Raw genomic sequence first — 24,897 nt, 5'->3', positions numbered from 1 at the left:
CATTGATTGTACATTATATTAACCGGTTTCAATCTGTATAATTGAGAAACTGATGAGAAAATATTTCAGGAAAAGAATCACTGCTACAGAGGATAGTATTTTTTTGATATAAACTAAGACTTTGCAGGGCTTAGATTAGAGGGATAACGATGCAACTAAAAAATTCAACAGATTACGCAATTAGAATTGTGTGTTACTTAGCAGCACAGGAACGGATGGTATCTACATCAGAATTGTCAAGGAAGCTAAATGTTTCGGCTAATTATGTTCCTAAAATAGCGAAAAAACTGAAAAATGCAAAAATAGTCACTGCCTGTGAAGGTACAAATGGTGGCTATATGCTGGCAAAACAACCGGAGAACATTTCTTTAATGGATATCATATCGTGTGTAGAGGAAACAATGGCAATTAATCGTTGTTTGGAAGAAGATCGTTTTTGTTCCAGAAATTTAGAAGATACCTGCAAGATACATAAAATATTGTTGAGTCTGCAGAATACATACAATAATAAATTAGAGAGCGTAAAAGTTTCAGATGTTATCCGCCCTGGAGAAGATGAATATTTTGGACGATTTTATGTTGTGTTAAAACTGAACTTGAAGGATAAAAGCTACGAGTGTGTGTACTCACATATCCGTGAAGTGTATGAGAAAGTAAGAAATACAGAAAGCTATGAAGAGTTCATAAGCCAGTATGTAGAAAGATATGTGTATGTTTCTGATAAAAAAATGGTTCATGGTTTCTTATCAAGTGAAGGATTAGAAGAAAACCTGGTTGATGGATGTATGGAAAAAGATCTTCCATATCGCAGAATTACGGGAAAAGATAAGAATGAATATGTTTGGATGGAAGCAAAAAAATATATAGATGCAAATGAGAATACTGCAATTATTACATTACATAATGAGAAGATTGTCCAGAACACAGTTATAAGAATGGAACAGGAACTCGTAAAGAAAGAACAGGATTTGGCAAAGCAGTATTGGGATATGGTATCACTTTTAACTACTGTATTGAATCATAATCAGATAGTTGAATCAGGGTATCAAGATGATATCAGTTTCTATACGAAACAGGTATATCTTCAGTTGCAGAAGAATTATCCGGAATACGGAATTACGGATGAAGAAATTGCTTCAGTAGCCCATTTGGCACCGATTCATGATATTGGAAAGATAAAAGTACCAATTGAAATTTTGAATAAAAATGGAAAGTTGACAGATGAAGAAATGAATGTAGTAAAACAACATCCATTAGTAGGTGCAGCGATGACCCGGAGATTTCCAGAGGGGATAACAACGGAAAAGCTGAACAAATATAGCTATGAAATATGCAGACACCACCATGAAAGATATGATGGGTCAGGATATCCAGACGGCTTAAAAGGGAATGCGATTCCAATGTGTGCACAGGTTGTTGGGATTGTTGATGCTTACGATGCATTGATCAATGATCGTCCATACAAAAGAAAGTATGAACCTGAAGAGGCAATACAGATGATTTCAAATGGTGAATGTGGAGCGTTTTCTAAAAAACTGATCCAGTGCTTGACGGCGGCAGCAAAGCAGCCAGAGTGGTTAAAAGTAACAAAAAGTCAAGCATGACAGAAGATTTGAGGCGATTTTGTGAACAAGAAATTGAGTGTTTTAAGACGAATTACAGCAGTTGTTCTGTGTGTTACATTATTATCTTCGCAAGTCGTAGTTGCGAATGCTGAAGATTCAGAAAGAATGAATGTGCAGACCAATAGTGAAATTACAGATATATCGGAACAGGATGGTTTCAGCAGTGATACATCTGAAATATCTGATATCACGGAAAGTGATATTCCTGATTCTTTTGAAGGAGAATCAGAGCCAAATACAGATATAAGTTCTGAAGTAACAGAGGAATTTGGTAATTCCAAAGATCAAGGATTTACAGATGGAGAAGAAACAATTATCGAGGATGAAAACACCTCAGATACTTTGGAAGAAGCAAATCCAGATTATGAAGATGGAAAAATATGTATCTACAATTACCAGCAACTTCTGCAAATCGGTACAGGAACACAGATGTTTTCCGGAGACAAAGATGGAAATGTTGGTGAAGGGGACAAGGTCCTTGCAGATGGTGCAGAACTTACCTATGCATCAGACGCTTCCTATTGTTTGATGAATGATATTCCAATAGATAATGAAAATGTCTGGAATTTCCCATCAGATTTTACAGGTAGCATCACTTCATCATCAGAGCGCACGGGCAACACAGTATATGATTCAGTGACTGATACGATTTATGTGTATAACCGATACCAGCTTGAATTGATGAAAGGGGAATCTTCAGACAGCGAACCTGTAATGAGCGAGGATTATATTGCTGAAAAAGTTGGAATGGGACAGGTTTTTACACTGGAAGATGGTACCTATCTTACTTACAGCAAAACACATAATTATGTGCTTGCTTCTTCATTTACAACAGAAACACCGGAGCTTCTTGCAAATAAGGCTGGGACAGAGGAGACAACTAAGGATATTACTAGCGCTTATCCATCTGATTATGAAGGAAGAAATTATTTCGGTCAGGTGGTAAAAAAGATCGGTGATAAAAATTATATTCTGATTGGAAATGAAACACAGCTCCGGGCAATCGGAACAGATACGGATGTGACAGAACCAATCTGGCGAGTATATGAAACAAGAGAGAAAAATGAGGGAATACTGGGGGGATATACAGACTGGAAACCGGCAGCGGATACATCAGAATACAAAACGGAACTGTATTATCCGGGTGATGCGGATATTGTAAAGTTTAATGATACATATAATTGGTCCGGAAAGGAATTGTATGCTAATAAAAACGGTGCTCATAAGCTGAATGATACAGAATATTTGGATAATCAATCTTGGGATATAGCTGGTACAAAAGCTACACAGTGTTATGTGTATGTAAGTAGTACGATTCAGGAGTCAGCCGATATGACAGTAACTGCAACAGAAAGTACTGCCAGTGATTCCGAAGCGGCATCCGTTGAAGCAGATGAAACTGTAAATGACAGTGATTTGATTGATATGATTCCGTCAGATAGCGAGGAAGCAGCTGAGACAGGAAGTGATGATGCAGAAGCTTTTACAAGCAGTGGGGATGAAAGTGGTTTTACTGATGATATAGATTCGGAAAGTATAACAGTTGATGAGAATAAAACTTATGTACTTACTTATGATACGTCAAAACATAGCAATACCAATATTGCAGGATCTGGATATAAATACAGTAAGGATGCGAATTATATTATCTTTCGTGATATTGATCTTTCCAAAGAAGGGACAAATTCTAATGGGAAAGATGATAACTGGACTCCTATAAAGAACTTCCAGGGAAATATGGAAGGCCGCAAGGGAATGACAGAAGGTGCTAATGTCAAAATCAGTAACGTAAAGATTGTACAGGACACAGCAATTAATCAGAGTGCTTATTCAAATGGAAGTGGCTCGGACACGGAATATGGTGTTGGATTTTTTAGAAGTTTATCGACCCCATATGACAGTTCATTACAGATTTCATCAAAACAGGTTGTCGTAAAAAATCTTACCTTATCAGGAGTTTCTGTATCAACGACAACGAATTCTATTAAAAAAGATTTTAGTTTGCTTGGTGTAGTGTTGACCGGAGTTTTAAAAGTCCTGGGATTATCAAGTGGGTTGGAAAAGGATCCAAAATCTTTTTCAACAGGAGCTTTTGCCGGCGTTGTAAAAGGAAATGTACAAATATTAGACTGTCATGTAGAAGGATTATCAGGAGTATCTAATGCAAACAGCTGGACAGGTGGTTTTGTCGGGTACATTTCGGGTATTACAAAATATGAAGCTCTTTCAGGAGTGCTTAAAGGAGTAACGGACGCACTTAGTACTTTATTAAACTTGATTCCAGTATTAGGTCTTGGGGATCTGATTACAACGCTTTTGAATGGAGGTGTTCTAAGAGTTGGAAACCTGATTCCAATTGGCTATGTGAATCCGGTGTTCAGCAATTGTTCAGTATCTGGCAATGATATGATATCTGGGCAGAATTATACAGGTGGATTTGCTGGTGAAACAATAGGTGCTGTAATGACTGGATGTTCAGTTAATGGTACTGAGAGTGTTAATGGTACAGATTACTCAGGAGGATTTATTGGCCGTGCTTCCAATGCAGTTGTTGCAGGTGCACTGGATCATCTGGGAATCCAAATAGCTGATTTCCCGGTCAATACAGTAATGCTTGGATGTAGCATTAATGGCAGTGCAAATGTATCTGCGACAGGAAGCTCTGGTAAGGAAAGTGGTTATGCAGGTGGATTTATAGGAGAAATGCGTAACAGTTATGCCGTGGACTGCAGTATTTCTTCTCTTGGTACAGTGTCCGGAAAAGATTATACCGGAGGATTTGCCGGCTTAGCAACCCTTGGTGCTGTTACATCTATTGATGAAAATAAAGGTCTTCTTGATCTTGTGAAAAAACTTCTTACAGGTTTGTTGAACGGTAATATTACGGATATGGATATTTTGAACCTGGTGGGACTTCGCCCTTCTGTTATAAGCGGATGTACCATTGGTGGAAGTACGATATCCCTAGATGCCAGTGGCAAATATGCCGGTGGACTTGTAGGATATGCCGGAGCTGTTCAGGTTTCTAATACTTCAGAACTTGCAGATGGTTCAAAATCAACTACAAAAGCTTTGAATCGTATGCTTGCAAAAAACAGTATTTCTTACAGTTTTAATGAGCATTCTAATAGTATTACTGCATCAGAAAGCATGTCTGTTTCAGCAACAGAGAATGCTGGAGGAATCTTAGGTTACGCTAAAATGACCAGTGTCAGTGATGTCCTTGGCGGAACAGTTACAGCAGCAGACTACATGCGTTTTGAATGTAAAGATTGTTCCGTAAACGGAGGCTCTTTGGGACTTACAGTTACTGCGTCAGATAAAGAGAATGGTCGTGCCGGAGGTGCTATCGGTTATGGAACAGGTGGAGAAGTAAGGAAAATATCCGTCACAAATCTGAATTCTGTAACGGCTGGAAAGTGTGCAGGAGGATTTGCCGGATATTTCGGAAGTGGTACTCTTGCTAATGTTGGTGGTATTAAACTTCTTGGATTACCGCTTTTGAAAATTGACAGCCTTCTTTCTGTAGGGCAGATGATTGAGACGTTTACAGTTGACAGCACTGTTTCAGGTGTTTCGTCAGGATATAGTGTGTTTACTGGCAATGAGAAAGGTTATAGTGGTGGTTTTATTGGAGAATGCATTAGTGGACGAGCAAGGGACACTAAGATCAGCAACCTGAAAACTGTTACTGCATCTGCAACATCAGGAAAAGCCGGAGGCTTTGCAGGTTTTGCTAAAGCCGGAGATGCATTAAGTGCTGGAGATTCCACTACATCAAAACTGACAGGAATTGAATTGGAGAACCTGCTTGGAGTTGTCAGTGCCCTGAGACCGGAGTTCAATAATACGTCTATTGCCTATGTTTCGAATGGTTCTGATCCTCAGGTATCCGCTGATATGGCAGGAGGTTTTCTGGGTGAAGGACAGGCAGTAGATATCAACTATGGAAACAACAATTCCGGATTCAAAGCTGACACAGACACGAATTCATCTTCGAATGGCTCTACAGGTGAAAAGAATAGTGAAGAAGCAGATTTCATTTCAGCAGTCACGAATAGCGAGAATGAAACAACAGAAGGTGAGACTGGTGCGATTGCAACAACAAATATTACCGGACTCTCTTATATAAAGGGAACCAGCTATGCCGGTGGTTTTGCAGGAAGGCTGATGCCTGGTGATGTGGCACAGACAGGTTCTATTAAGTTACTGGGCCTCTTGGATGTAAATCAACTTCTCAGTGTCATGGATGTGGCTTATCCGAGAATTTCCGATTCTTCTATTGAAGGAAACAACTTAGTCGTAACAGCATCCGGAAAAAATGATGATGTGGCGCTTGGAGATGCCGGAGGATACATCGGTAATGGAAAAGCAGTTATGGTTAAAAACTCTGATGTGACTAATGTAAAAGAAGTCACAGCGCCGTATCATGCCGGTGGCTATATCGGAATCATGCGGTCCGGAAGTGCAGCGGAGGCAGGAGATGCCACAGGAGATCTTTTGAACAGTGTCCTTGGTAAGATTCTGAGTCTGAAAGAGTTGGCGAGTGTCTTGCAGGCTGCATCCAGCAAAATTACAAATTGCAAAGTTGCTGGTACCGCAGATGGATTGACTGTTACAGCTGACAACGGATTTGAAAACGCAGAAGGCTATGCAGGTGGCTTCGTTGGAGAGATGCAGAGCGGTCATGTAGATAATTCAGCAAATGCTGTTGATTCCGGAAAAGGAACGGCAGTAGAAAATCTTCTGAAAGTAGAAGGCCTTCGTTATGCCGGAGGCTTCGGAGGTCTGGTAAAAGCCGGAGCGGTTGCAGAGATTGGATCTAAATCATCAATTCTTACAAAACTGGTTGATCTGACAGGATTACTATCCCTGGTCAATGCTTTTGTTCCGGTGATCAGTAATGCCAGTGTTAATTCTGTAGAAAAAGGGTTTACCGTTACCGTTACCGTTACAGGTACTCTTGAAAAAGATAGCACCAACGATGCGGATGCCGGAAGTGCCGGAGGCTTTATCGGATGCGGAACTGGTGTACAGATCAGCAATTCCGATGTAAATAAATTGCAGCATACAGGTGTCAGTGAGCCGAAGAATCTGCAGCAGGAAGATGGTAGCAGTTATTACGGAAATGACAGTGCATATGCGGTAAATGGTTATCGTTATGCCGGCGGCTATATTGGTAAAGCTGCTATGGGAAGTACGGCAGCCATCGGTGGAGCAAGCGTTCTGGATCATGTTCTTTCTACGACAGGACTGTTATCAGCACTGACTGTAGTTGCATCTATCATAGACAACTCAGATGTTTATGGAGCAACAGGCGGATTTAATGTTCTTGCAACAGACGGAGACGGTGTTACGGGAAAAGCCGGTGGATATGCAGGAGAACTTCTTGGAGTTCAGATTCAAAATAGTAATTCTTATAATTTTGCACATATCATAGGGCGTGAAAGTGCCGGTGGATATGTTGGAATCATGGAGCCGGGGAATGCGGCAGATGTGGTAAATGGATTAAGTGCTCTTGGAGGACTGATCAAGGCAGATAATCTTCTTGGCGTTTTACAGGCATTTGTTCCTGTGATCAAAAACAGCGAAACAACCTGTGTACCTTGTGGAGGTGCTGTGAGGGCTCAGGCTGAAAGTGATGACAGCATTTACCGTGGACTTGCAGGAGGATATGCGGGTTACAACTATGGCGGTCAGATCTGGGGAAACAATACGGATAACTGGAAAGGTGCTGCATATACAGGAACCGTAAGAGAATGTGCGGCCTATCGTATCCGTTCCGTATATGGAACGGAATATGCCGGAGGTTATACCGGACTGATGCGGTGTGCGAATGTTGCAGATACAGGAAGTCTGAAGGTTTTATTTGGTCTTATCAAACTAGATAATCCGCTGACGCTTCTTCAGGCAGTATATCCGACAGAAAAGAATACAGCTGTTTATGGACCGCTTCGTGGACTGGATACGGATACCTGGAACAAATGGGTTGGTGCTGTCGGTTCTTATGGAAGTTACGGTAATAAATTACAGGCACTTGGTGAAGTCAATGATCAGAATCAGTTAAATGAGATTATTTCCCAGTATGCATATGGATACGCTGTTACAGCAGGACGGAGCATTCTGGCAAGTAATGCAACACAGGGTGGTTCTGCCGGAGGCTATGTGGGTCGGATGGAAGGAGGAACCGTTACAAACGGTACTGCCGTAGATCTTCAGTTGGCAGAGGCTTATAGAAGCAGTGGTGGATTTGCTGGTGAGATGCTCACAGGTTCTGTGGCAAACACAGGTGGCGTTTCACTGGAAGACCTTAAGATTATAGGTGCAGACAGCCTGGCAGCATTAAAAACCTTTGTGCCAGTCGTGAAACAGTCCCATGTGGAAGGATATCGTTCCGGTGCAAGGATCAAAGCAACCGGTATTGCAGACAAAGATCCGGCAGGATTTGCCGGAGGCTATGTGGGAAGAATGATCGGCGGCCAAATCTGGGGAGATGAAACTTCCTCCTGCAGTATCACAAATTTAAGGCGTGTAGATGGAACTTCTTATGTAGGCGGTTTTGCCGGAAAAGTAGATCCGGGTAGTGTGGCAGCTATTGATACAGCTACAAAACAGGGACTTTTGAATAAGCTTCTGGATGTTCTTATGGTAAATGCTCCGGCAGAGCTGATTAAGGTTCTGAATGCTACTGTTTCCACCATCCGCTGTGCATCTGTGTCAGCCTGGGATGACTGGGGCGTGATCGTAAACGGAACCTATCAAAATGGAAGCAATACCGGGTACGCAAAAGCAGCAGGAGGATTTGCAGGAAGTCTCTGCGGAGCGGTCCTCGGCGAGAAGGATACGCCGGGAAGCGGAATCCGTGCAGACAAGATCCGTTCCGTAGTAGCCGGTGAATATGCCGGTGGATGCTTCGGTATTGCGGATGTTTCCGGTGCCGCAAACATTAGTGCAGGTAATGAGACCTCGGTATTACAGTATCTTTTAAAACTTGGAAAAACCGATGTGCTGGATGCATTCCGAAGCTATGTATATTACGGAAATGTCACAGGAAGTCCAGATGCAGGGCTTGGCGTCAGTGCTAACACAGCAACAGATGCAGGACAGAATAATCAGGTTACATACAGCGGAACAGCTGGAGGATTTGGTGGTTCACTGTTAAATGGTTCTGTCAAAAACAGCACTGTAACAGGATTAAATTATGTAACTGGACTGAACAGCGTCGGCGGTTTTGTAGGTTACTCCGGAAAAAGCGGAGTTGTGAAAATGGAGAAGCTGGATGTGCTGGGAGATAATGCAGGACAGCTTCTTGGCGGTGCCCTCGGTGTTCTGGATATTTTTGGCTCCCACATTGATGACAGCAGTGTGGCAGGTATACCTGGTGGTTATACCGTTCAGAGTAAAGGTGGAGAGGAGCAGATCGCAGGAGGATTTATCGGCTATGCAAATCTTTCCAGAATGACAGGCTGTAATGCCGGAGATGCCCAAAATCAGGAAAACAGCCTGAAACTGGTAGAATCCGGTGGAACAGCCGGAGGCTTTGCCGGAAGAACAAGCTTTGCCTATCTTGCGGATGTAAAACTGGATTCCACGGTGGTGGATGCGTTGCTCGTAGTTCTGGATAATCTTGTAAAGGCGTTGTATCTGGATAAAATTCAGGACTCCAACCTGTTGCACATCAATCTTGGAATTGTGAAGGTCGATGCGCTGTACGATGGAAATCTCATCCATGTGAATCTGCTGGGACTTGATATTTCCGTTGGTCTGTCCAAAAAGTCACCAGACAACGGCCAGCGGACAGATTTTGCAATCATAAAGATTGGAGATTCCTCTATTAAGCTTCCGTGTGACAGTAATGGAATTTCAAAAGATGATGATACAAAATCAAATATCAGTGTCAACCTGATCAAGGCAAACAGGACAAAAATCACAGACAGTAATGTGTATGGAATCAGCATTGGATACAATGTCTACGCAGGCGGAGCCGGAAATGATGCAGACGGTACGGCAACAGATGGACGAAGCGGAGGCTTTGTTGGTTACAACGACGAAGGTCTTCTTCGGAATAATGACATGTATTACTGCGATGTGGTCCGTGGAACATCCAAGCTGGTGGGACCATTCAGCGGAAATAGTAAACTGGACTCCGTATATGAGTTTAATACAAAAGCAGGTGTAGAAGGTGAGGATAACATTTACCGTATCTACCGAAAACCGACGATTACGGTCAATGAGATCAAAAAGAATTCAGCTGTCCTGACAGATACGTTCAGCCAGGAAAATGGATGGAGCATCTTTTCTGTAAAACATGTAGTGCAGGTAGATACATATGACACCTTGCAGAATGCGGTCATGGCAACAAAAGATTCTTCTGAAACGGCAGATCTGAATGCTTATGTATCAGATGCGAAAGCGGTTCTGATGTCAGATGCCAAAACTACAGTAAATACAGGGGACAGCACATCACCGGAACCATCGGATACACAGGATCCATGTGATGAATTTGTAAATCTGACCATTAATAAGGTCTGGAAAGATTTCCGAAATATGGATGGTATCAGGCCGGCTTCCATTACAGTCACGATTTCCAGAAGCTGGACGGATGCAGATGGAACGGAACATATAGAAGTTGTGCCGGGATATGAAAACTATGTAATAAAAGGCGATATCTCAAAATCCACATGGCAGGAGATTATTAAGTCAGAAAAACCCGACAAGCTGCTCCCAGCCTATACAAAAGATGCTGACGGAACTTTGCATTATTACAAATATTCTGTTACGGAAACGGAAATAAAAGGATATACAACTACAATCGAAACTTCTAAAGATGGATTTACCTTCACTATCATCAACCGACATTTTGCACTTCTTCCGGACACTGGTGGAAAAGGCATCATGATGTTCATCATAGCAGGTGGTCTGTTGTTAGCGTTCCTGCTTTATACCGGACGTAGAAAGAAAAGGAAACAGACGATGTAGGAAAGGGGGAAGTAGTGTCATGAGAGAGATATGGCTGCGTGGGGAACTTCCACCGTAAAGGCTGAAAGAATCCAAAGCGAACCAATAAAAAATCAAAAGAAAGCGAGAAGAGGAACATGAAGAAATTAGTATCAAGATTTATGGCAGTTCTGATGGCAATGACCATGATACTGTCCATGAGCATGACTGCATTTGCAGCAGAAGATCCAAAAGGCACTCTGACTGTCAACAATACAGTGGCAGGAAAGACTCTGGATCTGTATCAGATTTTTACAGCAACAAAAAGTGGCGATAACGTAGCATATACACTGAACAGTGCATATGAAGGATTCTTTAAGAATAATACTAGAATACCAGGATCTGAAAGTTTAACAGGTGAAGCTTTAAGTGGAGCAGCATATGAATATGTTAAAGAGCAGATTGGCGATGATGGAAGTAAAGGCGCAGCGTTTGCAAAAGATATCCTGGGATGGATCCTTAGTGCATCAGGTGAAACAAAAACAGCTGTAGAGGCTACTCATAAAACTGTAGAGACAACAGCTGATGCTACAGTAATCGACAATCTTGCATACGGATATTATGTAGTTTATCCGTTAGGTGCAACAGATACATCTACAGCACCTGGAAATGAAACAGTAAAATCTGTAGCATCTTTAGTCAGTGTTACAGGTACTGATGCTACAGTTAATATGAAGAGCAATTACCCGACAGTAGATAAGAAACTTATTCCATCACAGACGGGGAATGGTATTAAAATTGATGCGATTGTGAATGGTAACTGGGAAGGCAATCACCAGATGGAATTAGATGACGAAAATGAGTCTGAGGACACCATCGCACCACATGGCGCAGCAGAGGAAAAGAAAGCCGGAGATTTTGGAATTGGTGATACTGTTACTTACCAGCTGACATCTAAAGTACCGGATATGACAGGATATACTTCTTATACTTTTAAATTTACCGATACATTATCCAAAGGACTTGATTTAAAAGAAGTGTTATCTGTAAAAGTTGGAAATACAACACTTACAGCTAAAAAGTCAGGAGTAAACACATATGCACTTGCATATGACAAAACTAACCGTATTTTAACAGTTACTTTAAATGATTTCTATAATTCCTATAAGGAACACGTGGGTGAGACAATTACAGTTGTATATACAGCTACTTTAAATAAAGATGCTGTGATCGGTATGAATCCAAATACCAACAAGGCGGAATTAGAGTTTAGTAATAAACCAGGAACAGATGAAACAGGAAAATCTGAACCAAGTATTGTAAATGCGCATACGTTTGATTTTACAATCTTTAAATATTATTTAAAAGATCAGAATAATCAAACCGATAAGACTGCACTTGCAGGAGCAGAATTCGAGCTTTACAAGGCAAACACAGAAGGTACTGCAGCAGATACAAATGCTAAGATTAATATTATAAATGAAAATAACGGTGTATACCGCCAGGCAACACCGGAAGAAGCAAGTGCAGCTGGATTTACATCTGCAAAAATCGTATCTGATGACGACGGTAAAGTTCTTGTGAAAGGTCTGAAAGCCGGAACATATTACTTAAAAGAGACAAAAGCTCCTGACGGATACAACAAGCTTCTCAGCGATATTAAGATTGTAATTACACCAGAATATGATAATGCAACTGGTGAACTTAAAAAGTACTCTGTAACTTATACATATAATGGCAAATCAACAACTGTAGAAAATATGGATAAAGAGACTTCACCAGAAGTGCCTGTAGAAAATAAGACAGGTGCACAGCTTCCATCCACTGGTAGCAAGGGTGCCCTTATGGTAACACTGGCTGGTATCGTTCTTTTCGGTGTATTAACAGCAAGCAAAGCTTTTGGTAAAAAGAAAGCAAAAAACTAAGACATTCTGAAGTTTAAGAATGGATAAAAAGACAGTTCATCTTCCCGGTATTGTACCGGGAGGATGTCTGCTTTTTCTGAAATGTTCAGTGTAAACTGAGTATTTCAGAAGAAACAGACGAAAAGGTGAAGGATATTATGAAGAAAGTAGTGAAAATACTAAGAGGAATCGGATATCTACTGGCATTTTCTTTAATCCTGTATCCGGTGGTGAGCAATTATATCAATCAGATGAACAGCACAACCATTGCTACAGATTATGAACAGGAAGTTTCTCATCTGTCGGAAGATCAGGAAAATGCCATGATCAAGCAGGCACAGGAATACAATGAAAGCCTGATTGGAATTGGTTCCATAGCAGATCCATTTTCAGAAAGCAATGAAAACCAGACAGAAGATGATGAGTATAACAAACTTTTGAAAATTGATGATACTGGAATGATGGGATATATTGATATTCCAAAGCTTGATGTTGTTCTTCCGGTTTATCATGGAACATCCGAAAAAGTACTGCAGTCAGGTGTAGGACATCTGAAAAACACCTCGCTTCCAGTAGGTGGTGAGAGCTGTCATGCGGTATTATCCGGACATCGTGGACTTGCAAATGCCAAGATATTCACCGACCTGAACAAAATGGAGGTTGGAGATGTATTTTATATTAAAGTTCTTCATCATACCTTTGCCTATCAGGTGGATCAGATTCTGACAGTATTGCCATCAGATACAGATTCTTTACAGATTGAAAAGGGCAAGGATTATGTAACACTGGTCACATGCACTCCTTATGCGGTTAACACGCACAGACTGCTTGTACGTGGCACTAGAATTCCGTATGAAGAGGCACAGAAGATAGATGAGGAAGTTGGTCTTCAGCGCACAATCCCATTCAATTTGATTCTATTGATTGCTGGAATTTTTGCCTTCATCATCATATGGGTGAGTATTAAGTTACATAAACGCAGGAAGGAGAAAAAACATGAGCAGAATAAGTAAACGTAAGCGAATATATATGTGTATGGTCAGTGTGATGTGTATGCTTTTACTCCTCATTCCGTTACCTGTGTCTGCGAATGATCTGGGAAGTATATTATTAAAAGCAACTGTTGAAGATGAGACCACGGTATATAAGCTAAGTAATACTGAATTTACGATGTATCAGGTTGGAACATATAAAAATAATTCATGGGCATTAGTGAGTGAGTTTGTAAAGTCTGGAGTCATATTTGATTTTGATGATTCTTCCGCTCAGGCAGAAGCTGCAAAAAAACTGGAAAAATATGTACAGGATAACAACATCAAAGGAATGTCCGGAAAGACCAACTCAGACGGAGAAGTTATGTACAGAGATCTGGAAAAAGGAGTGTATCTTTTTATCCAGACACAAAAAACACAAATTAGCAATCAAGTATATCAAAGCGAACCTTTTATCATAACAGTTCCAGGTAATTATGATGGTCAGATAATTTGGAATGTAACGGCAGAACCTAAATTTAAAAATGAATCGATACCACCAATTACTACGAATACGCCACCAGTTTCAGAAGAACCATCGGGTGATAATAGCAGTCGCACTCCAAATGTAAAAACGGGAGATGATACGAATGTAATTATGTGGCTTTCTTTAATGGGAATATCCTTAGTCATATTTAGTATTTGTAAAAGAAAAGTCCATAAATAATATGAGAAGATCGGGAAATCCCGGTCTTTTCGTTTCGTTATATAACTGTCATAATCCAAAAACAAATACCTCCGGAGGTGCACCGTATGGCGTCACCTGGGAGAAAATGGGTTTTAAACCATGGGAAGATTTGAAAGAAAATGAGTGAGTTGCCAGTGCAATCTTATTTATCTCTTGTGACAGAAATAGGTTCCCGTTTTGCTGGAAGTAAGTCTGAACTGATCTCAGGAGAATTAAGCAGTGCTGTGAAATTCTGTCTGATGATATCCAGTGTCTTCTGCTTTTTCTGTAATTCCTGCTTTTCACGGACAGTAGCAGCCTGTTCAGATTCAAGATTTTCTATCCGCTTCTGGATTTTATTAGAGCTTGGGATTTTGGTAACACCGAGATCCTGAAGCTCTTTTTTTAGTGAATCGTGGAGTTGGTATTCTACTTGATGTTTGGTCCGGTATGCGTTTGGATTTTTAGCAGATTTGCAATCTTCAATCACTTTACGGCAGAGCCGGTAAGAATCACAATGTTTTTGAATGACTTTCTGCGTGTTCAGTTCATTGTTGATTTGTGTTATTCTCTGTTCAGCCGCTTTAACAGAAGCATCAACATCAGAAACATGCTGTTGAAAATCTTCATAATTCAGCAGATTATTTTCAGAAAGATAGTTGAAGGTGCGGGTTGCCTCTTTTAGATTATTTAGTTTTGCCCAACGTTCAAATCCTTCTCGATTGCCGGTTGTAACATAAGTGGAAATATTGATATACAGGCGAGCATCTCTGGACAGATGCTTTGGAGTTTTCACTTTGCTACGATTTTTTGCCAGACGGATGCGGACATTTTCTTCGCTATAATAACTTCCGAGAGATTTCAGGTAAGAGAAGTCCTTCTGCTCCGGTGCACGGAAGGACAGGTGTTTTCCTTGGCGGACTTCATATCCGGCTAACTGCATTTTTTGTAGAAATTCCTCATAGTTGATGGAAGTCCAGATTGCCTTATCAACTGCAACACGTAGCTTGACTTTCCAGCTGGTGCCATGATGATATTCCATGTTCTCTTTATAGCTTTTTCCTTTTTCTCCGGTTGGCATACTGGTGGCAAGTCCATTTTCCTGGCAGATGCGATTACTGATCCGGCAGATTTTATGGTAGCTCCGCTTATTGGAAATGATCATTAACGCCCATTGTCACTGTAACCTGTTGGATGAATCTTGTATTCAGGTCGCAGTTTATGATGAAAGACTGGAGGTGACTTCTCCGGGTGGATTATATAACGGATTAACTTATGAGGAAGTCATGAATGGTCATTCGAAGATCCGGAATAAAGGCATTGCCAATATATTCAGTCAGATGGGACTTGTAGAAGCATGGGGAAGCGGAATAAAAAGAATCCTTAATGCTGCAGAAGAGTATGGACTTTCGAAGCCGAGATTTCAGGAATTCGATAATATGTTTCGGGTAGAGCTGTTCCGTAGTTCATTTCCGATGACAAATGGAAAAGAAAGCATCGGAGAAGCATCGGAGGTAGTGTGGAGAACAGACCTCAACGATACACAGCAAAAGATTATAAAGTTACTTTCAGAAGATCATCAATTATCAGCAGTTAAGTTAGCTGAAAAAATTGGGGTTGCCAGTCGAAATATTGAGAACAATATTAAGAAGTTAAAAGAGTATAGTATTCTTATAAGACATGGATCTCCAAAGAATGGTTACTGGGAGATTGTAGATAAAGATCTACAGGAGTGAGAAGTAAATTAGTCCAAGATAGCTCAAGATTAGTCCAAGAGAATATATATATAAATAACAAAAATAGATTGACATTTTGTAGTAATCAGTAGTAAACTATACTTGTGGAAGGGAAGTGATATGTTTGGCTAGAAAAACACCAAAAGATGGCAAAGAAGAAAACATACGAGTACGGGTGACTCCAGAACAAAAACAGAGACTTGTTGAGTATGCAGAAAGACACTATCAGAGCATGAGTGGTGTTGTATGTCAGGCATTGGATCTCCTGTACGCAAGAGAAGAACAACAAAATAATAAAGAGTAAAATGGAGTTATTTTGGAGTTTATTTCTTCATAAGCGGTGCGAAAAACACAAAATCAGAACGCATATTCGAAACATAAACTTCTAATAACAGCCTTTGCGTGTCATGAAACGCAGTCCGCAAAGGAGTTCGAGTAACGGACTAAAATGCCGAAAGCCTGTATTTATGCGGGTTTTCGGCATTTGTTTTATCGAATGACTCTAGTTCGGCTCTATTTGTGGGGAGAGTAATAGCAAGATTAAGGAGTAAAAGAATGTAATTACTCTGTTAGTAAATTGACACAAGTTGGCTGTAGAGTATAATTATAGTAAAAGTACAGCAGAAGCTGTCGCAAAGATATTTATAAAAATGTTGTGGGGGTATTGAACATTAATGAATGTAAAATTAAAATCTGCAAGCAAGCAAGCGACTGTAGCCTGGAGGGTGGGAGAAAGATGAAGAAGTGCAAATTAGTACAGAATATAAGAAATTTCAAATTTTGTTATTTTATATTTTGCATAATGATATGTTTGGTTGTTTTTCCTGTTTCCACATCTGCCCAAGAAAATTCTGATCATGTTATTCGGGTAGGATCTTTTGAGGAAACTTATAATGTAGTCAATGAAAAGGGAGAAAGAAGCGGCTATGGTTATGAGTATCTTCAAGATATTGCAGGTTATGCAGGATGGACATATAAATACATAACAAGTGATTGGAAAAACTGCTTTACACAGTTGGAAAATGGAGAAATTGATATTCTTGGTGGCATTTCCTATACAGACGAACGTGCTGAAAATATGCTTTTTTCCGATATGCCTATGGGGGAAGAGAAATACTACATCTATACGGATGCATCCAATATGGATCTTACAGCAGGAAATTTGGATTCTTTTGAGGGAAAAAATATTGGTGTGTCTAAAGATAATATAACGGAGGATGTGCTTAACGAATGGGAGTTAAAGTATGGTCTGCATACGCAGCATGTCAATGTTTCTAATACCGCAGAAGTTATGGACAAACTGTCGAAACACGAAATTGACTGCTTTGTTTCGGTAGAAGAATCCCGTTGGGAAGAATCGGATATTTCACCGATTACAAGTATTGGAGAGACAGAAATCTATTTCGCTATAAATCCAGAACGTCCGGATATCAAAGAAGCATTGGATAGTGCTATGCGCAGAATCAAGGATGACAACCCATTTTACACTGATGATCTCTACAGGCGTTATCTTTCTGCACAGAGCAGCTCGTTTCTTTCAAAAGAAGAAAGGGAGTGGATCGGGCAGCATGGAGCAATCAGGATAGGGTATCTGAATCAGGATGGAGGTATCAGTAGTGTAGATCCATCAACAGGCAAATTGACAGGTGTTATCACAGATTATGTGGATCTTGCAGAAAATTGTCTGCAAGGTCAGACTCTGGAATTTGAATTAAAGGGGTATGATACAAGAAGTGAACTGCTTCAGGCATTGCAGGATGGAAAAATAGACCTGATTTTTCATACAAACCAGAATCCATACTTTGCAGAAACAAAAGGAGTTGCTTTGTCGGATACGCTATTGACTCTCAATATGGCAGCAATTACGGCAAAGGATTCTTTTGATGAAAATAAAGAGAATACAGTTGCCGTTGAAAAAGATAATTTTTCATTGAAGGCATATCTTTCATACAATTATCCAAAATGGGAGATTATAGAATATGGGACATCAGATGCAGCAGTAAAAGCGATGCAGAAAGGGGAGGCAGATTGCATTGTAAGCAGTTCAGGTACTGTTTCTGACTATTTGAAAAATAATAAGCTTCATAGTGTTTTCCTGACAAAAGAAGCCGATGTTCCATTTGCTGTTCGGCAGGGAGAACCGGTTCTTTTGTCCATTCTGAATAAAACACTGACATCTATGCCTACAACTCAATTTTCAGGTGCAGTAGTTTCGTATAATGCTTCTTCACGAAAAGTTACAGCGAAGGATTTTATTCAGGACAATTTACTGGCTGTCTCACTCATAGTTGGAATCTCTATTTTTGTTGTCCTGTGTATAATTCTTGATTCTTTGAAAAAATCAAAACGTGCGGAAGAAAAATCCAAGAAGTCTGCTGAGCAGGCATTGAAGCTGAATCAGGAGCTTGAAGAAAAACAGCAGGAATTACAAAATGCACTTGTAGAAGCACAGAGTGCCAATAAGGCTAAGACTTCCTTTTTAAATAACATGTCTCATGACATCAGGACACCGATCAATGGCATTATGGGCATGCTTACAATTCTTGAAAAAAGCGGAAATGATGGTGAGCGGACAAAAGATTGCCTGAATAAAATAAATGAGTCTTCGAAACTGCTATTATCATTGGTAAATGATGTTTTGGATATGGCAAAGTTAGAATCGAATACCGTGGTTTTTAGTGATGAATCCATCAATCTGGATCAGGTATGTAAAGAAATCACGGAGTCGCTATACTTTCAGGCAGAAGAAAAAGGACTTCATGTTATAGGAGAACATGATGATTACAGTGGTATATATGTTTGGAGCAATGCAGTTCATCTGAAAAAAATATTGATGAATCTGTTTACAAACAGTATGAAGTACAATAAGGTGAATGGTTTTATTTACATGAGTATGAGAACGATTGAAAGATCAGAAGATCACATGACATGTGAATTTAAAATAAAAGATAATGGAATTGGAATGTCAGAAGAATTTATAAAAAATGAATTGTTTACTCCATTTGTACAGGCAGATAATTCCCCACGTTCTGATTATAATGGGACAGGTCTGGGAATGCCTATTGTGAAACAACTTGTAGAAAAGATGGGCGGAACCATAACCGTTGAAAGCAAGCTTGGTGAAGGAAGCTGTTTTACTGTAATACTTCCATTTAAAATTGATACGAATGCACGGTCAGAAGAAAAAGAAGATTTTGATGCAGATATATCAGATATCAGGATATTGCTGGTTGAAGATAATGAGCTGAATGCGGAAATAGCAGAATTCATGCTGACGGAAAATGGTGCTAAAGTAGAAACAGTGAACAATGGGTTAGAAGCTGTTCAGCACTTTGAAGCTTCCGCACCGGGAACGTATGATGTTATTTTGATGGATGTTATGATGCCGGTGATGGATGGTCTTACAGCTGCAAGAACAATAAGAGCTCTGGAGCGGCAAGATGCAAAAACTATCCCTATCATTGCTATGACTGCAAACGCATTCAGGGAAGATGCCGAAAGGTGTATGGAAGCAGGAATGAACGCACATCTTGCAAAGCCGTTGGATGATGAAAAAATTAAGCAGACCATAAGCGAAGAGTTGAGAAAGCAAAATGCCTGTCATGAATGATTATGAGGCAACCGCAGCAATCAGGAGCCTTCTAGGTGCATGGGATAAGCAGACAGGAAACATAGAGAGAGGATTTTGTTATGACAGAACAGAAACTGTATCAGTTTTGTGATACAATGGCTGCATCTGAATACCGCTCGCTGATCCGTCCATTTCTGGATATCTCTACACTTTCAGCAAGATTGAAGGCGGAAGAATGCATTTCCACAGAATACCGTATGTGTGATGGCAGTTGGCACAGAATGCTTTTTACTGTAAAAAAAGGGATGAGTCTGGAAATGTAACCCATGTTTGTAAAATACGTGAAGAGTTGAGACGTTTTTGTATTAAATTAAAATTAGATAAAAGGCATGTGAAATACGATGATGAAAAATAACTATATAAAACAAAAAAGAAAAGATCAAAATCCGGTAAATCATTGGAAAATTTTTGAGGGACGGTTGGTATTCCTTCTGGCAATGGTGATTTTGGCTGTTGTCGCATATACTTTTATTTTACAACAAGCATATACCAAAACTGCTCTGAAAACAGAAATTGAACGAGATATTTCCAGTGCAGATGCGGTTCATAAGCTGGTAAATGACAGACTGGGACGAAAAGATTTTAATGAAATAAAAAGTAAAGCTGATGAGAATACAGAACTATTCAAGAATATGTCGACATATATGAATGAAATCAGAACGCTGAATTCTACGAGATATATTTACACAGCAACCAGAAATGAAGACGGTAGATTGATTTACGTTGTAGACGGACTGGATCCATCGGCTGGTGACGTCAGACATCCAGGAGATCCGATTGAAAAGGAGATGGTTCCTTATATAGAAAAAGCACTTTCTGGAAAAACAGTATATTCTCAGGATATTGTTGATACAACATGGGGACCTATTTTTACAGCCTGTTATCCTGTGACAGCGGAAGATGAATCTAATGAAGTGATAGGTGCTTTCTGCATAGAAATGGATATGCAGAAAGCATATGGAATGGTTGAGAAGACGAATAAGTTAAGTATTGTACTGGGATGCATTACAGCGTGTATTTTGGTAATATTATGTACCTGTGGATATTCTGTATATAAGAAGCAAAAAGAAAATGAGCAGAAACAGCAAAAACTGTTGCAGGAAGCTGCAAGACTGGCCGATTCAGCTAATAAAGCAAAATCAACATTTCTGTTTAATATGTCTCATGATATTCGTACCCCTATGAATGCAATCATTGGATATGCAGAATTGGGAGAGAAACATTTAAAGGAGCCAACTATATTAGAGGATTACTTTGAAAAAATATTATTGTGCGGAAAGAAAATGCTGCATTTGATTGATAACATTCTTGAATTAGCACGAATCGAAAACAACCAGGCAACGCTGGATGAAACAATAACAGATGTTTCTAAAAACTTTGATTTATGTATTGATATGTTTAGGAAACCGATAGAAGAAAAACATCAAACACTGAAAGTCAATAAGAACATTCGATATCCATACCTGTATATGGATGATGCAAGATCATCTGAAATTACGATTAACATTTTGAGTAATGCTGTGAAATACACGGGTGAAGGCGGTAACATAAGCTGTACATTGAACCAATATCCCGGCGAAAAAGAAGGTTGGAGTGTATTAGAGCTTATCATAGCAGACAACGGAATCGGAATGTCAGAAGAATTCCAAAAACATATTTTTGAATCATTTTCACAGGAACGATCTTCGTCAGACAGCGGAATAGAAGGTAGCGGACTTGGCATGGGAATCGTGAAGAAACTGGTGGATTTAATGAATGGCAAGATCACAGTTCAGAGCAAACCGGGAGCAGGTTCTACTTTTACAATCACGCTTCCATTAAAAATAGCAAATGCGGAAGAAAGGAATCCGAAACATGCAGACGGTCAGTTGAATATCAAAAAACTGGAAGGAAAAAGGGTTCTTCTGGTAGAAGATAATGACTTGAACGCAGAAATTGCAACGGAACTTTTGACGGAAGAGGGAATCATGATAGAAAGAGCGGAGAACGGCGTTGCATGTATTGATATGTTTAACAAAGCAAAGCAAAATTACTACAGTCTGATTCTGATGGATATTCAGATGCCGATTATGAACGGATATGAAGCATCCAGGAGAATTCGAGAACTGAAAGACGGTAACAAATCGCAGATTCCAATTGTTGCAATGACAGCAAATGCGTTTGAAGAAGATAAGAAGATGGCTTTGGCAAGTGGCATGAATGATCATGTTGCAAAACCAATAGATATGAATGTATTATTGCCGACTATTATGAAATATATGTAAAGGAAGAAAGAAGGACACTGATTTTGTAGTCAGTGTCCTTCTTACATATCAGTCGACTAAAGAAAAACATTTTATCCAGTCCATTCTTTTTTTGTCAGTCTTCTGCCGGCAAGTCAGAGAGCAGGATATTTCCGTTGACGGTACTTGCCTGAATGGTGAATGCAGAAATACCGGAGTGGGTGAATGTTTTTGTGTAGGAATCCGTTCTTCCATTGGAGACGAGGCGGATTTTTCCGGTTGTCGTGGATGCATGAATGGACGCATCGGCAAGGTCGTGCGGGAGATGGAGTTTCACGGAACCGTTGACGGATTTTGCTGTCAGGGACTCGGAACAGGTTCCCTCGAAGAGGACTTTGCCGTTGACACTGTTTAAGGATGCGCGGGAGCAGCCGCCGGTGATTTCAAGTCTGCCGTTTGTGGCGGAAACATCGAGGCTGTCTGTGCGCAGACGGGTCAGGACGATCTTTCCGTTCGCAGCCTGTATGCGGCAGCTGGATGCGGAAAGGGAATCGCCGGTGATTTTGCCGTTTGTGGCGGAAATTTCGAGCGTAGTAAGGGAGAGGGTATCAAGCCCGGCCGCGCCGTTCAAAGAGCGGAGCGTCAGCTTCTGTACGGTGGACGGCACCTGGAAGGAGAACACCTCTTTCTGGTGATTATTGCAGAAAAGATGTTTCCAGAATACGGAAGGGATGAGCTTTTTCTCTCGCAGACAGAACGTATTGCCCTCAATGCCTGCTTCGAAGCGGTCCGGATCGAAGTCGCCGGAAAAGTCAAACTCAACCGAAGCGGAAGTGCCCGGAGCAAAGTTGGCAGAAGCGTTCCGCAGGGAGATTTCCATAGCGGTGATGGCGGTGGAAGGGTCGTACGGGTAGTTCGGATGTGTTTCTTCAGAATTGGAGTGGGTTTTCTCCTGTGGCAGCACGTTTGCAACAGGCTGCTCCGTTGTGGCATATTCCTGACGGAAAAATTCGAGGACATCGTCGACATTGCCGAGTTCCGCACAGATTTCCTCATCGGAGAGACCCTGGCTGCGGGCGTCGGCGAAATGGGATTCGAAATCGTTTAAAATTTCCTCTGCGGCGGCAGAATCAAAGGATGCAAGGCCCTGTTTCAATGTATTCATATAAGTTTCATACGTTGTATTCATCATGATTTTCCTTTCTATCGTCAGATCGTTTCATCTGAAATCAGTCGGTTAATCTGCTGGGTGAAATCCAGCCATTCCTGTTTTTTCTCCTGCTGATAAGCTGTTCCTGCTTCAGTCAGATGGTAATATTTCCGGGCAGGGCCGGATGCGGATTCCTGCAGATACGTTTCCACGTAACCGGCTTCCTTGAGTCGTTTTAAAATCATATAGAGCGTTCCTGCGGCGATGGACATTTCGCGGGAAATGGCGTCTGTCAGCTCATAGCCGTATTTGTCCTCTTTTGTCAGCTGGGAGAGGACACAGAGCTCGAGGACGCCCTTTTTGAGTTGTGGATTCATATGAACACCTCCTTGTTGAGTAGATCATAACACAGACTATATCGTAATGCAATATAGCAAACCAAATTTTTATTCTGCCATGTGTTCGATTTTGTACATGGAAATGCCTTGAAAAGAACCGCGGATTTCCGTATAATCAAGCAGAACCCTGAAATTTGACCGGAAAATACAGAAAAATAGAAAGATAGTAAGTTGGAAAGAAGAGGAAAAAATATGAGTGAAATGAATCAGAATAACAATGGCCCGGTAAAGGGCGCGATCCATTCGATCGAGAGCTTCGGATCCGTCGACGGACCTGGCGTACGCTACGTGATTTTCGTGAAGGGCTGCAACATGCGCTGCCAGTTCTGCCACAACCCGGACACCTGGACGACGAAAGATGCCGACTGGCAGACCGCGGATGAGGTGCTGAAAAAGGCGCTCCGCTACAAAAATTACTGGGGCGAAAAGGGCGGCATTACTGTAAGCGGCGGAGAACCGCTGCTGCAGATCGACTTCCTGATCGAGCTGTTCCGCAAGGCAAAAAAGAACGGCGTTCACACAACGCTGGATACCAGTGGAAATCCGTTCACAAGAGAGGAGCCGTATTTCAGCAAATTTAATGAGCTGATGAAATACACCGACCTGTTGCTGCTCGATATCAAGCTGATTGACGACAAGGCGCACAGAGAGCTGACCGGCTGCACCAACGAGAACATCCTCGATCTGGCGCGCTACCTTGACGAGATCGGCAAACCAGTCTGGATCCGCCACGTCCTCGTCCCGGAACGCAGCGACTACGATGAATACCTGATTCGCCTCGATGAGTTTTTACACAGCCTGCACAACGTACAGCGCGTAGAGGTTCTCCCATACCACACCCTCGGCGTATTCAAATGGGAAACCTTAGGAATCCCATACAAACTCGAAGGCATCAACCCGCCGACCAAGGAGCGCGTGGAAAACGCCAATAAACTGCTGCATACGGCGGAATATACGGGATATCTGAAATAAAAAGCAGAACAACAAGAAAAAAATGTGAAAAAGTAACAATTTTTATAAAAACTTTATAGTATTTCTGTTCAAAAACCAGAAGAAAAGGAGTATAATTTCTGTTATGGACGAGAGCATGGTTACAATGTGGCGGACATGACAGGGACGACAGCAAAAACACTACGAACCTTTTTGATTCGCCGCGGCAGTTGCTGCATCCACCAAAAATAAGAGCAAAAAGAAAGAAGGATTTACAATGTTTGGTTCAAAAGAGGCATCGGAAGACAAGCTGAAAAAAATGGTGGAAAAAGGAAAATGGGACAAATTAAGAAAACAGTATCTGGATTCGGACAAGACAACGCAGGTAGCGCTTGCAAAAGCCTGTGCAGCTTCGAGAAATGATGGTTCTGTTAATATTCTGACTTCTCTTCTGGAAGTAGACGATGTAGACGTAAAAATCGCGGCCGTTACGAGCCTTGGTGATGTTGGAGACGATCACGTAACAGCACTGATCCGTCAGCTGGCCGTCAAGACACCGGCAGATCAGACGGAGCTGAAAGCAGCGATCACAAAAGCGCTGGAGAAGATTGTCGAAAGAGCATAAGAGCAGGATCAGTGAAAAAAAGGAAAGGCGAAGAAGTTTCT

15 protein-coding genes are annotated in these 24,897 nt (G+C 41.0%); 12 read left to right on the top strand and 3 right to left on the bottom strand.

What is annotated here, in order from left to right:
* The first annotated feature begins 149 nt into the window (after nt 1-149).
* The 5 genes from DW642_RS11705 to DW642_RS11685 all read left to right on the top strand — a co-directional run bounded on the left by DW642_RS11705 (nt 150) and on the right by DW642_RS11685 (nt 14,164).
* Nucleotides 150-1,604: an Rrf2 family transcriptional regulator gene (locus DW642_RS11705; protein ID WP_117510278.1), complete on the top strand. Its 1,455-nt coding sequence runs from the start codon at nt 150-152 to the stop codon at nt 1,602-1,604.
* A 126-nt stretch (nt 1,605-1,730) separates the two neighbouring features.
* On the top strand, nt 1,731-10,604 hold the full coding sequence (locus DW642_RS11700) for a Cna B-type domain-containing protein (protein ID WP_242991180.1): 8,874 nt from the start codon (nt 1,731-1,733) through the stop codon (nt 10,602-10,604).
* Between the two features lie 116 nt (nt 10,605-10,720).
* Entirely contained in the window at nt 10,721-12,487 is a 1,767-nt protein-coding gene (locus DW642_RS11695; protein ID WP_117510288.1) for a SpaH/EbpB family LPXTG-anchored major pilin, read from the top strand.
* 125 nt (nt 12,488-12,612) lie between these two features.
* Complete coding sequence (locus DW642_RS11690) at nt 12,613-13,479, top strand: class C sortase (RefSeq protein WP_242991179.1); 867 nt, start codon at nt 12,613-12,615, stop codon at nt 13,477-13,479.
* Nucleotides 13,463-14,164 (top strand): pilin N-terminal domain-containing protein, encoded by a 702-nt coding sequence (locus DW642_RS11685; RefSeq protein ID WP_117510275.1) that lies wholly within the window; start codon nt 13,463-13,465, stop codon nt 14,162-14,164. The genes DW642_RS11690 and DW642_RS11685 overlap by 17 nt, the downstream gene beginning before the upstream one ends.
* 163 nt (nt 14,165-14,327) lie before the next feature.
* Here DW642_RS11685 and DW642_RS11680 read toward each other — a convergent pair whose 3' ends face one another.
* Entirely contained in the window at nt 14,328-15,329 is a 1,002-nt protein-coding gene (locus DW642_RS11680) for a relaxase/mobilization nuclease domain-containing protein (protein WP_242991178.1), read from the bottom strand.
* On the opposite strand from DW642_RS11680, the gene DW642_RS16290 reads away from it, so the two are divergent.
* The 5 genes from DW642_RS16290 to DW642_RS11650 all read left to right on the top strand — a co-directional run bounded on the left by DW642_RS16290 (nt 15,322) and on the right by DW642_RS11650 (nt 21,795).
* Nucleotides 15,322-15,900, top strand: a complete 579-nt coding sequence (locus DW642_RS16290) for an ATP-binding protein (protein WP_242991184.1) — start codon at nt 15,322-15,324, stop codon at nt 15,898-15,900. The two genes, DW642_RS11680 and DW642_RS16290, sit on opposite strands and share 8 nt — an antisense overlap.
* A gap of 124 nt (nt 15,901-16,024) precedes the next feature.
* Nucleotides 16,025-16,204, top strand: a complete 180-nt coding sequence (locus tag DW642_RS11665) for a hypothetical protein (RefSeq protein ID WP_028086473.1) — start codon at nt 16,025-16,027, stop codon at nt 16,202-16,204.
* 432 nt (nt 16,205-16,636) lie between these two features.
* On the top strand, nt 16,637-19,510 hold the full coding sequence (locus DW642_RS11660) for a response regulator (RefSeq protein WP_117510274.1): 2,874 nt from the start codon (nt 16,637-16,639) through the stop codon (nt 19,508-19,510).
* Nucleotides 19,511-19,590: 80 nt separating this feature from the next.
* Entirely contained in the window at nt 19,591-19,794 is a 204-nt protein-coding gene (locus tag DW642_RS11655) for a hypothetical protein (protein WP_022462380.1), read from the top strand.
* Nucleotides 19,795-19,872: 78 nt separating this feature from the next.
* Entirely contained in the window at nt 19,873-21,795 is a 1,923-nt protein-coding gene (locus DW642_RS11650) for a hybrid sensor histidine kinase/response regulator (RefSeq protein ID WP_117510273.1), read from the top strand.
* A 94-nt stretch (nt 21,796-21,889) separates the two neighbouring features.
* On the opposite strand, the gene DW642_RS11645 is transcribed toward DW642_RS11650, so the two are convergent.
* On the bottom strand, nt 21,890-22,945 hold the full coding sequence (locus tag DW642_RS11645; protein ID WP_117510272.1) for a DUF4097 family beta strand repeat-containing protein: 1,056 nt from the start codon (nt 22,943-22,945) through the stop codon (nt 21,890-21,892).
* A gap of 17 nt (nt 22,946-22,962) precedes the next feature.
* Nucleotides 22,963-23,280 (bottom strand): PadR family transcriptional regulator, encoded by a 318-nt coding sequence (locus DW642_RS11640; protein ID WP_022463160.1) that lies wholly within the window; start codon nt 23,278-23,280, stop codon nt 22,963-22,965.
* A 213-nt stretch (nt 23,281-23,493) separates the two neighbouring features.
* Between DW642_RS11640 and pflA the strand changes: the two genes are divergently transcribed.
* Together pflA and DW642_RS11630 are read left to right on the top strand one after the other, a co-directional pair.
* Nucleotides 23,494-24,273 carry a pyruvate formate-lyase-activating protein gene (pflA, locus tag DW642_RS11635; protein WP_022463161.1) on the top strand — a complete coding sequence of 260 codons (780 nt, stop codon included), beginning with the start codon at nt 23,494-23,496 and terminating at the stop codon, nt 24,271-24,273.
* Between the two features lie 235 nt (nt 24,274-24,508).
* The gene (locus DW642_RS11630) at nt 24,509-24,856 is read left to right on the top strand and encodes a HEAT repeat domain-containing protein (RefSeq protein ID WP_117510271.1); all 348 of its coding nucleotides are present in this window, start codon (nt 24,509-24,511) and stop codon (nt 24,854-24,856) included.
* Nucleotides 24,857-24,897: the final 41 nt, after the last annotated feature.

The sequence above is a fragment of the Blautia sp. AM23-13AC genome (assembly GCF_003435675.1).
GTDB classification, from domain to species: Bacteria; Bacillota; Clostridia; order Lachnospirales; family Lachnospiraceae; genus Fusicatenibacter; species Fusicatenibacter saccharivorans.
This window is presented reverse-complemented; position numbering and strand designations above follow the sequence as displayed.

Coding starts and splice junctions, on each gene's coding strand:
- DW642_RS16290 (WP_242991184.1), top strand. CDS start 15,322: ATGATCATTAACGCCCATTGTCACTGTAACCTGTTGGATGAATCTTGT.
- DW642_RS11655 (WP_022462380.1), top strand. CDS start 19,591: ATGACAGAACAGAAACTGTATCAGTTTTGTGATACAATGGCTGCATCT.
- pflA (WP_022463161.1), top strand. CDS start 23,494: ATGAGTGAAATGAATCAGAATAACAATGGCCCGGTAAAGGGCGCGATC.
- DW642_RS11680 (WP_242991178.1), bottom strand. CDS start 15,329: ATGATCATTTCCAATAAGCGGAGCTACCATAAAATCTGCCGGATCAGT.
- DW642_RS11660 (WP_117510274.1), top strand. CDS start 16,637: ATGAAGAAGTGCAAATTAGTACAGAATATAAGAAATTTCAAATTTTGT.
- DW642_RS11700 (WP_242991180.1), top strand. CDS start 1,731: ATGAATGTGCAGACCAATAGTGAAATTACAGATATATCGGAACAGGAT.
- DW642_RS11650 (WP_117510273.1), top strand. CDS start 19,873: ATGATGAAAAATAACTATATAAAACAAAAAAGAAAAGATCAAAATCCG.
- DW642_RS11640 (WP_022463160.1), bottom strand. CDS start 23,280: ATGAATCCACAACTCAAAAAGGGCGTCCTCGAGCTCTGTGTCCTCTCC.
- DW642_RS11705 (WP_117510278.1), top strand. CDS start 150: ATGCAACTAAAAAATTCAACAGATTACGCAATTAGAATTGTGTGTTAC.
- DW642_RS11685 (WP_117510275.1), top strand. CDS start 13,463: ATGAGCAGAATAAGTAAACGTAAGCGAATATATATGTGTATGGTCAGT.
- DW642_RS11630 (WP_117510271.1), top strand. CDS start 24,509: ATGTTTGGTTCAAAAGAGGCATCGGAAGACAAGCTGAAAAAAATGGTG.
- DW642_RS11695 (WP_117510288.1), top strand. CDS start 10,721: ATGAAGAAATTAGTATCAAGATTTATGGCAGTTCTGATGGCAATGACC.
- DW642_RS11645 (WP_117510272.1), bottom strand. CDS start 22,945: ATGATGAATACAACGTATGAAACTTATATGAATACATTGAAACAGGGC.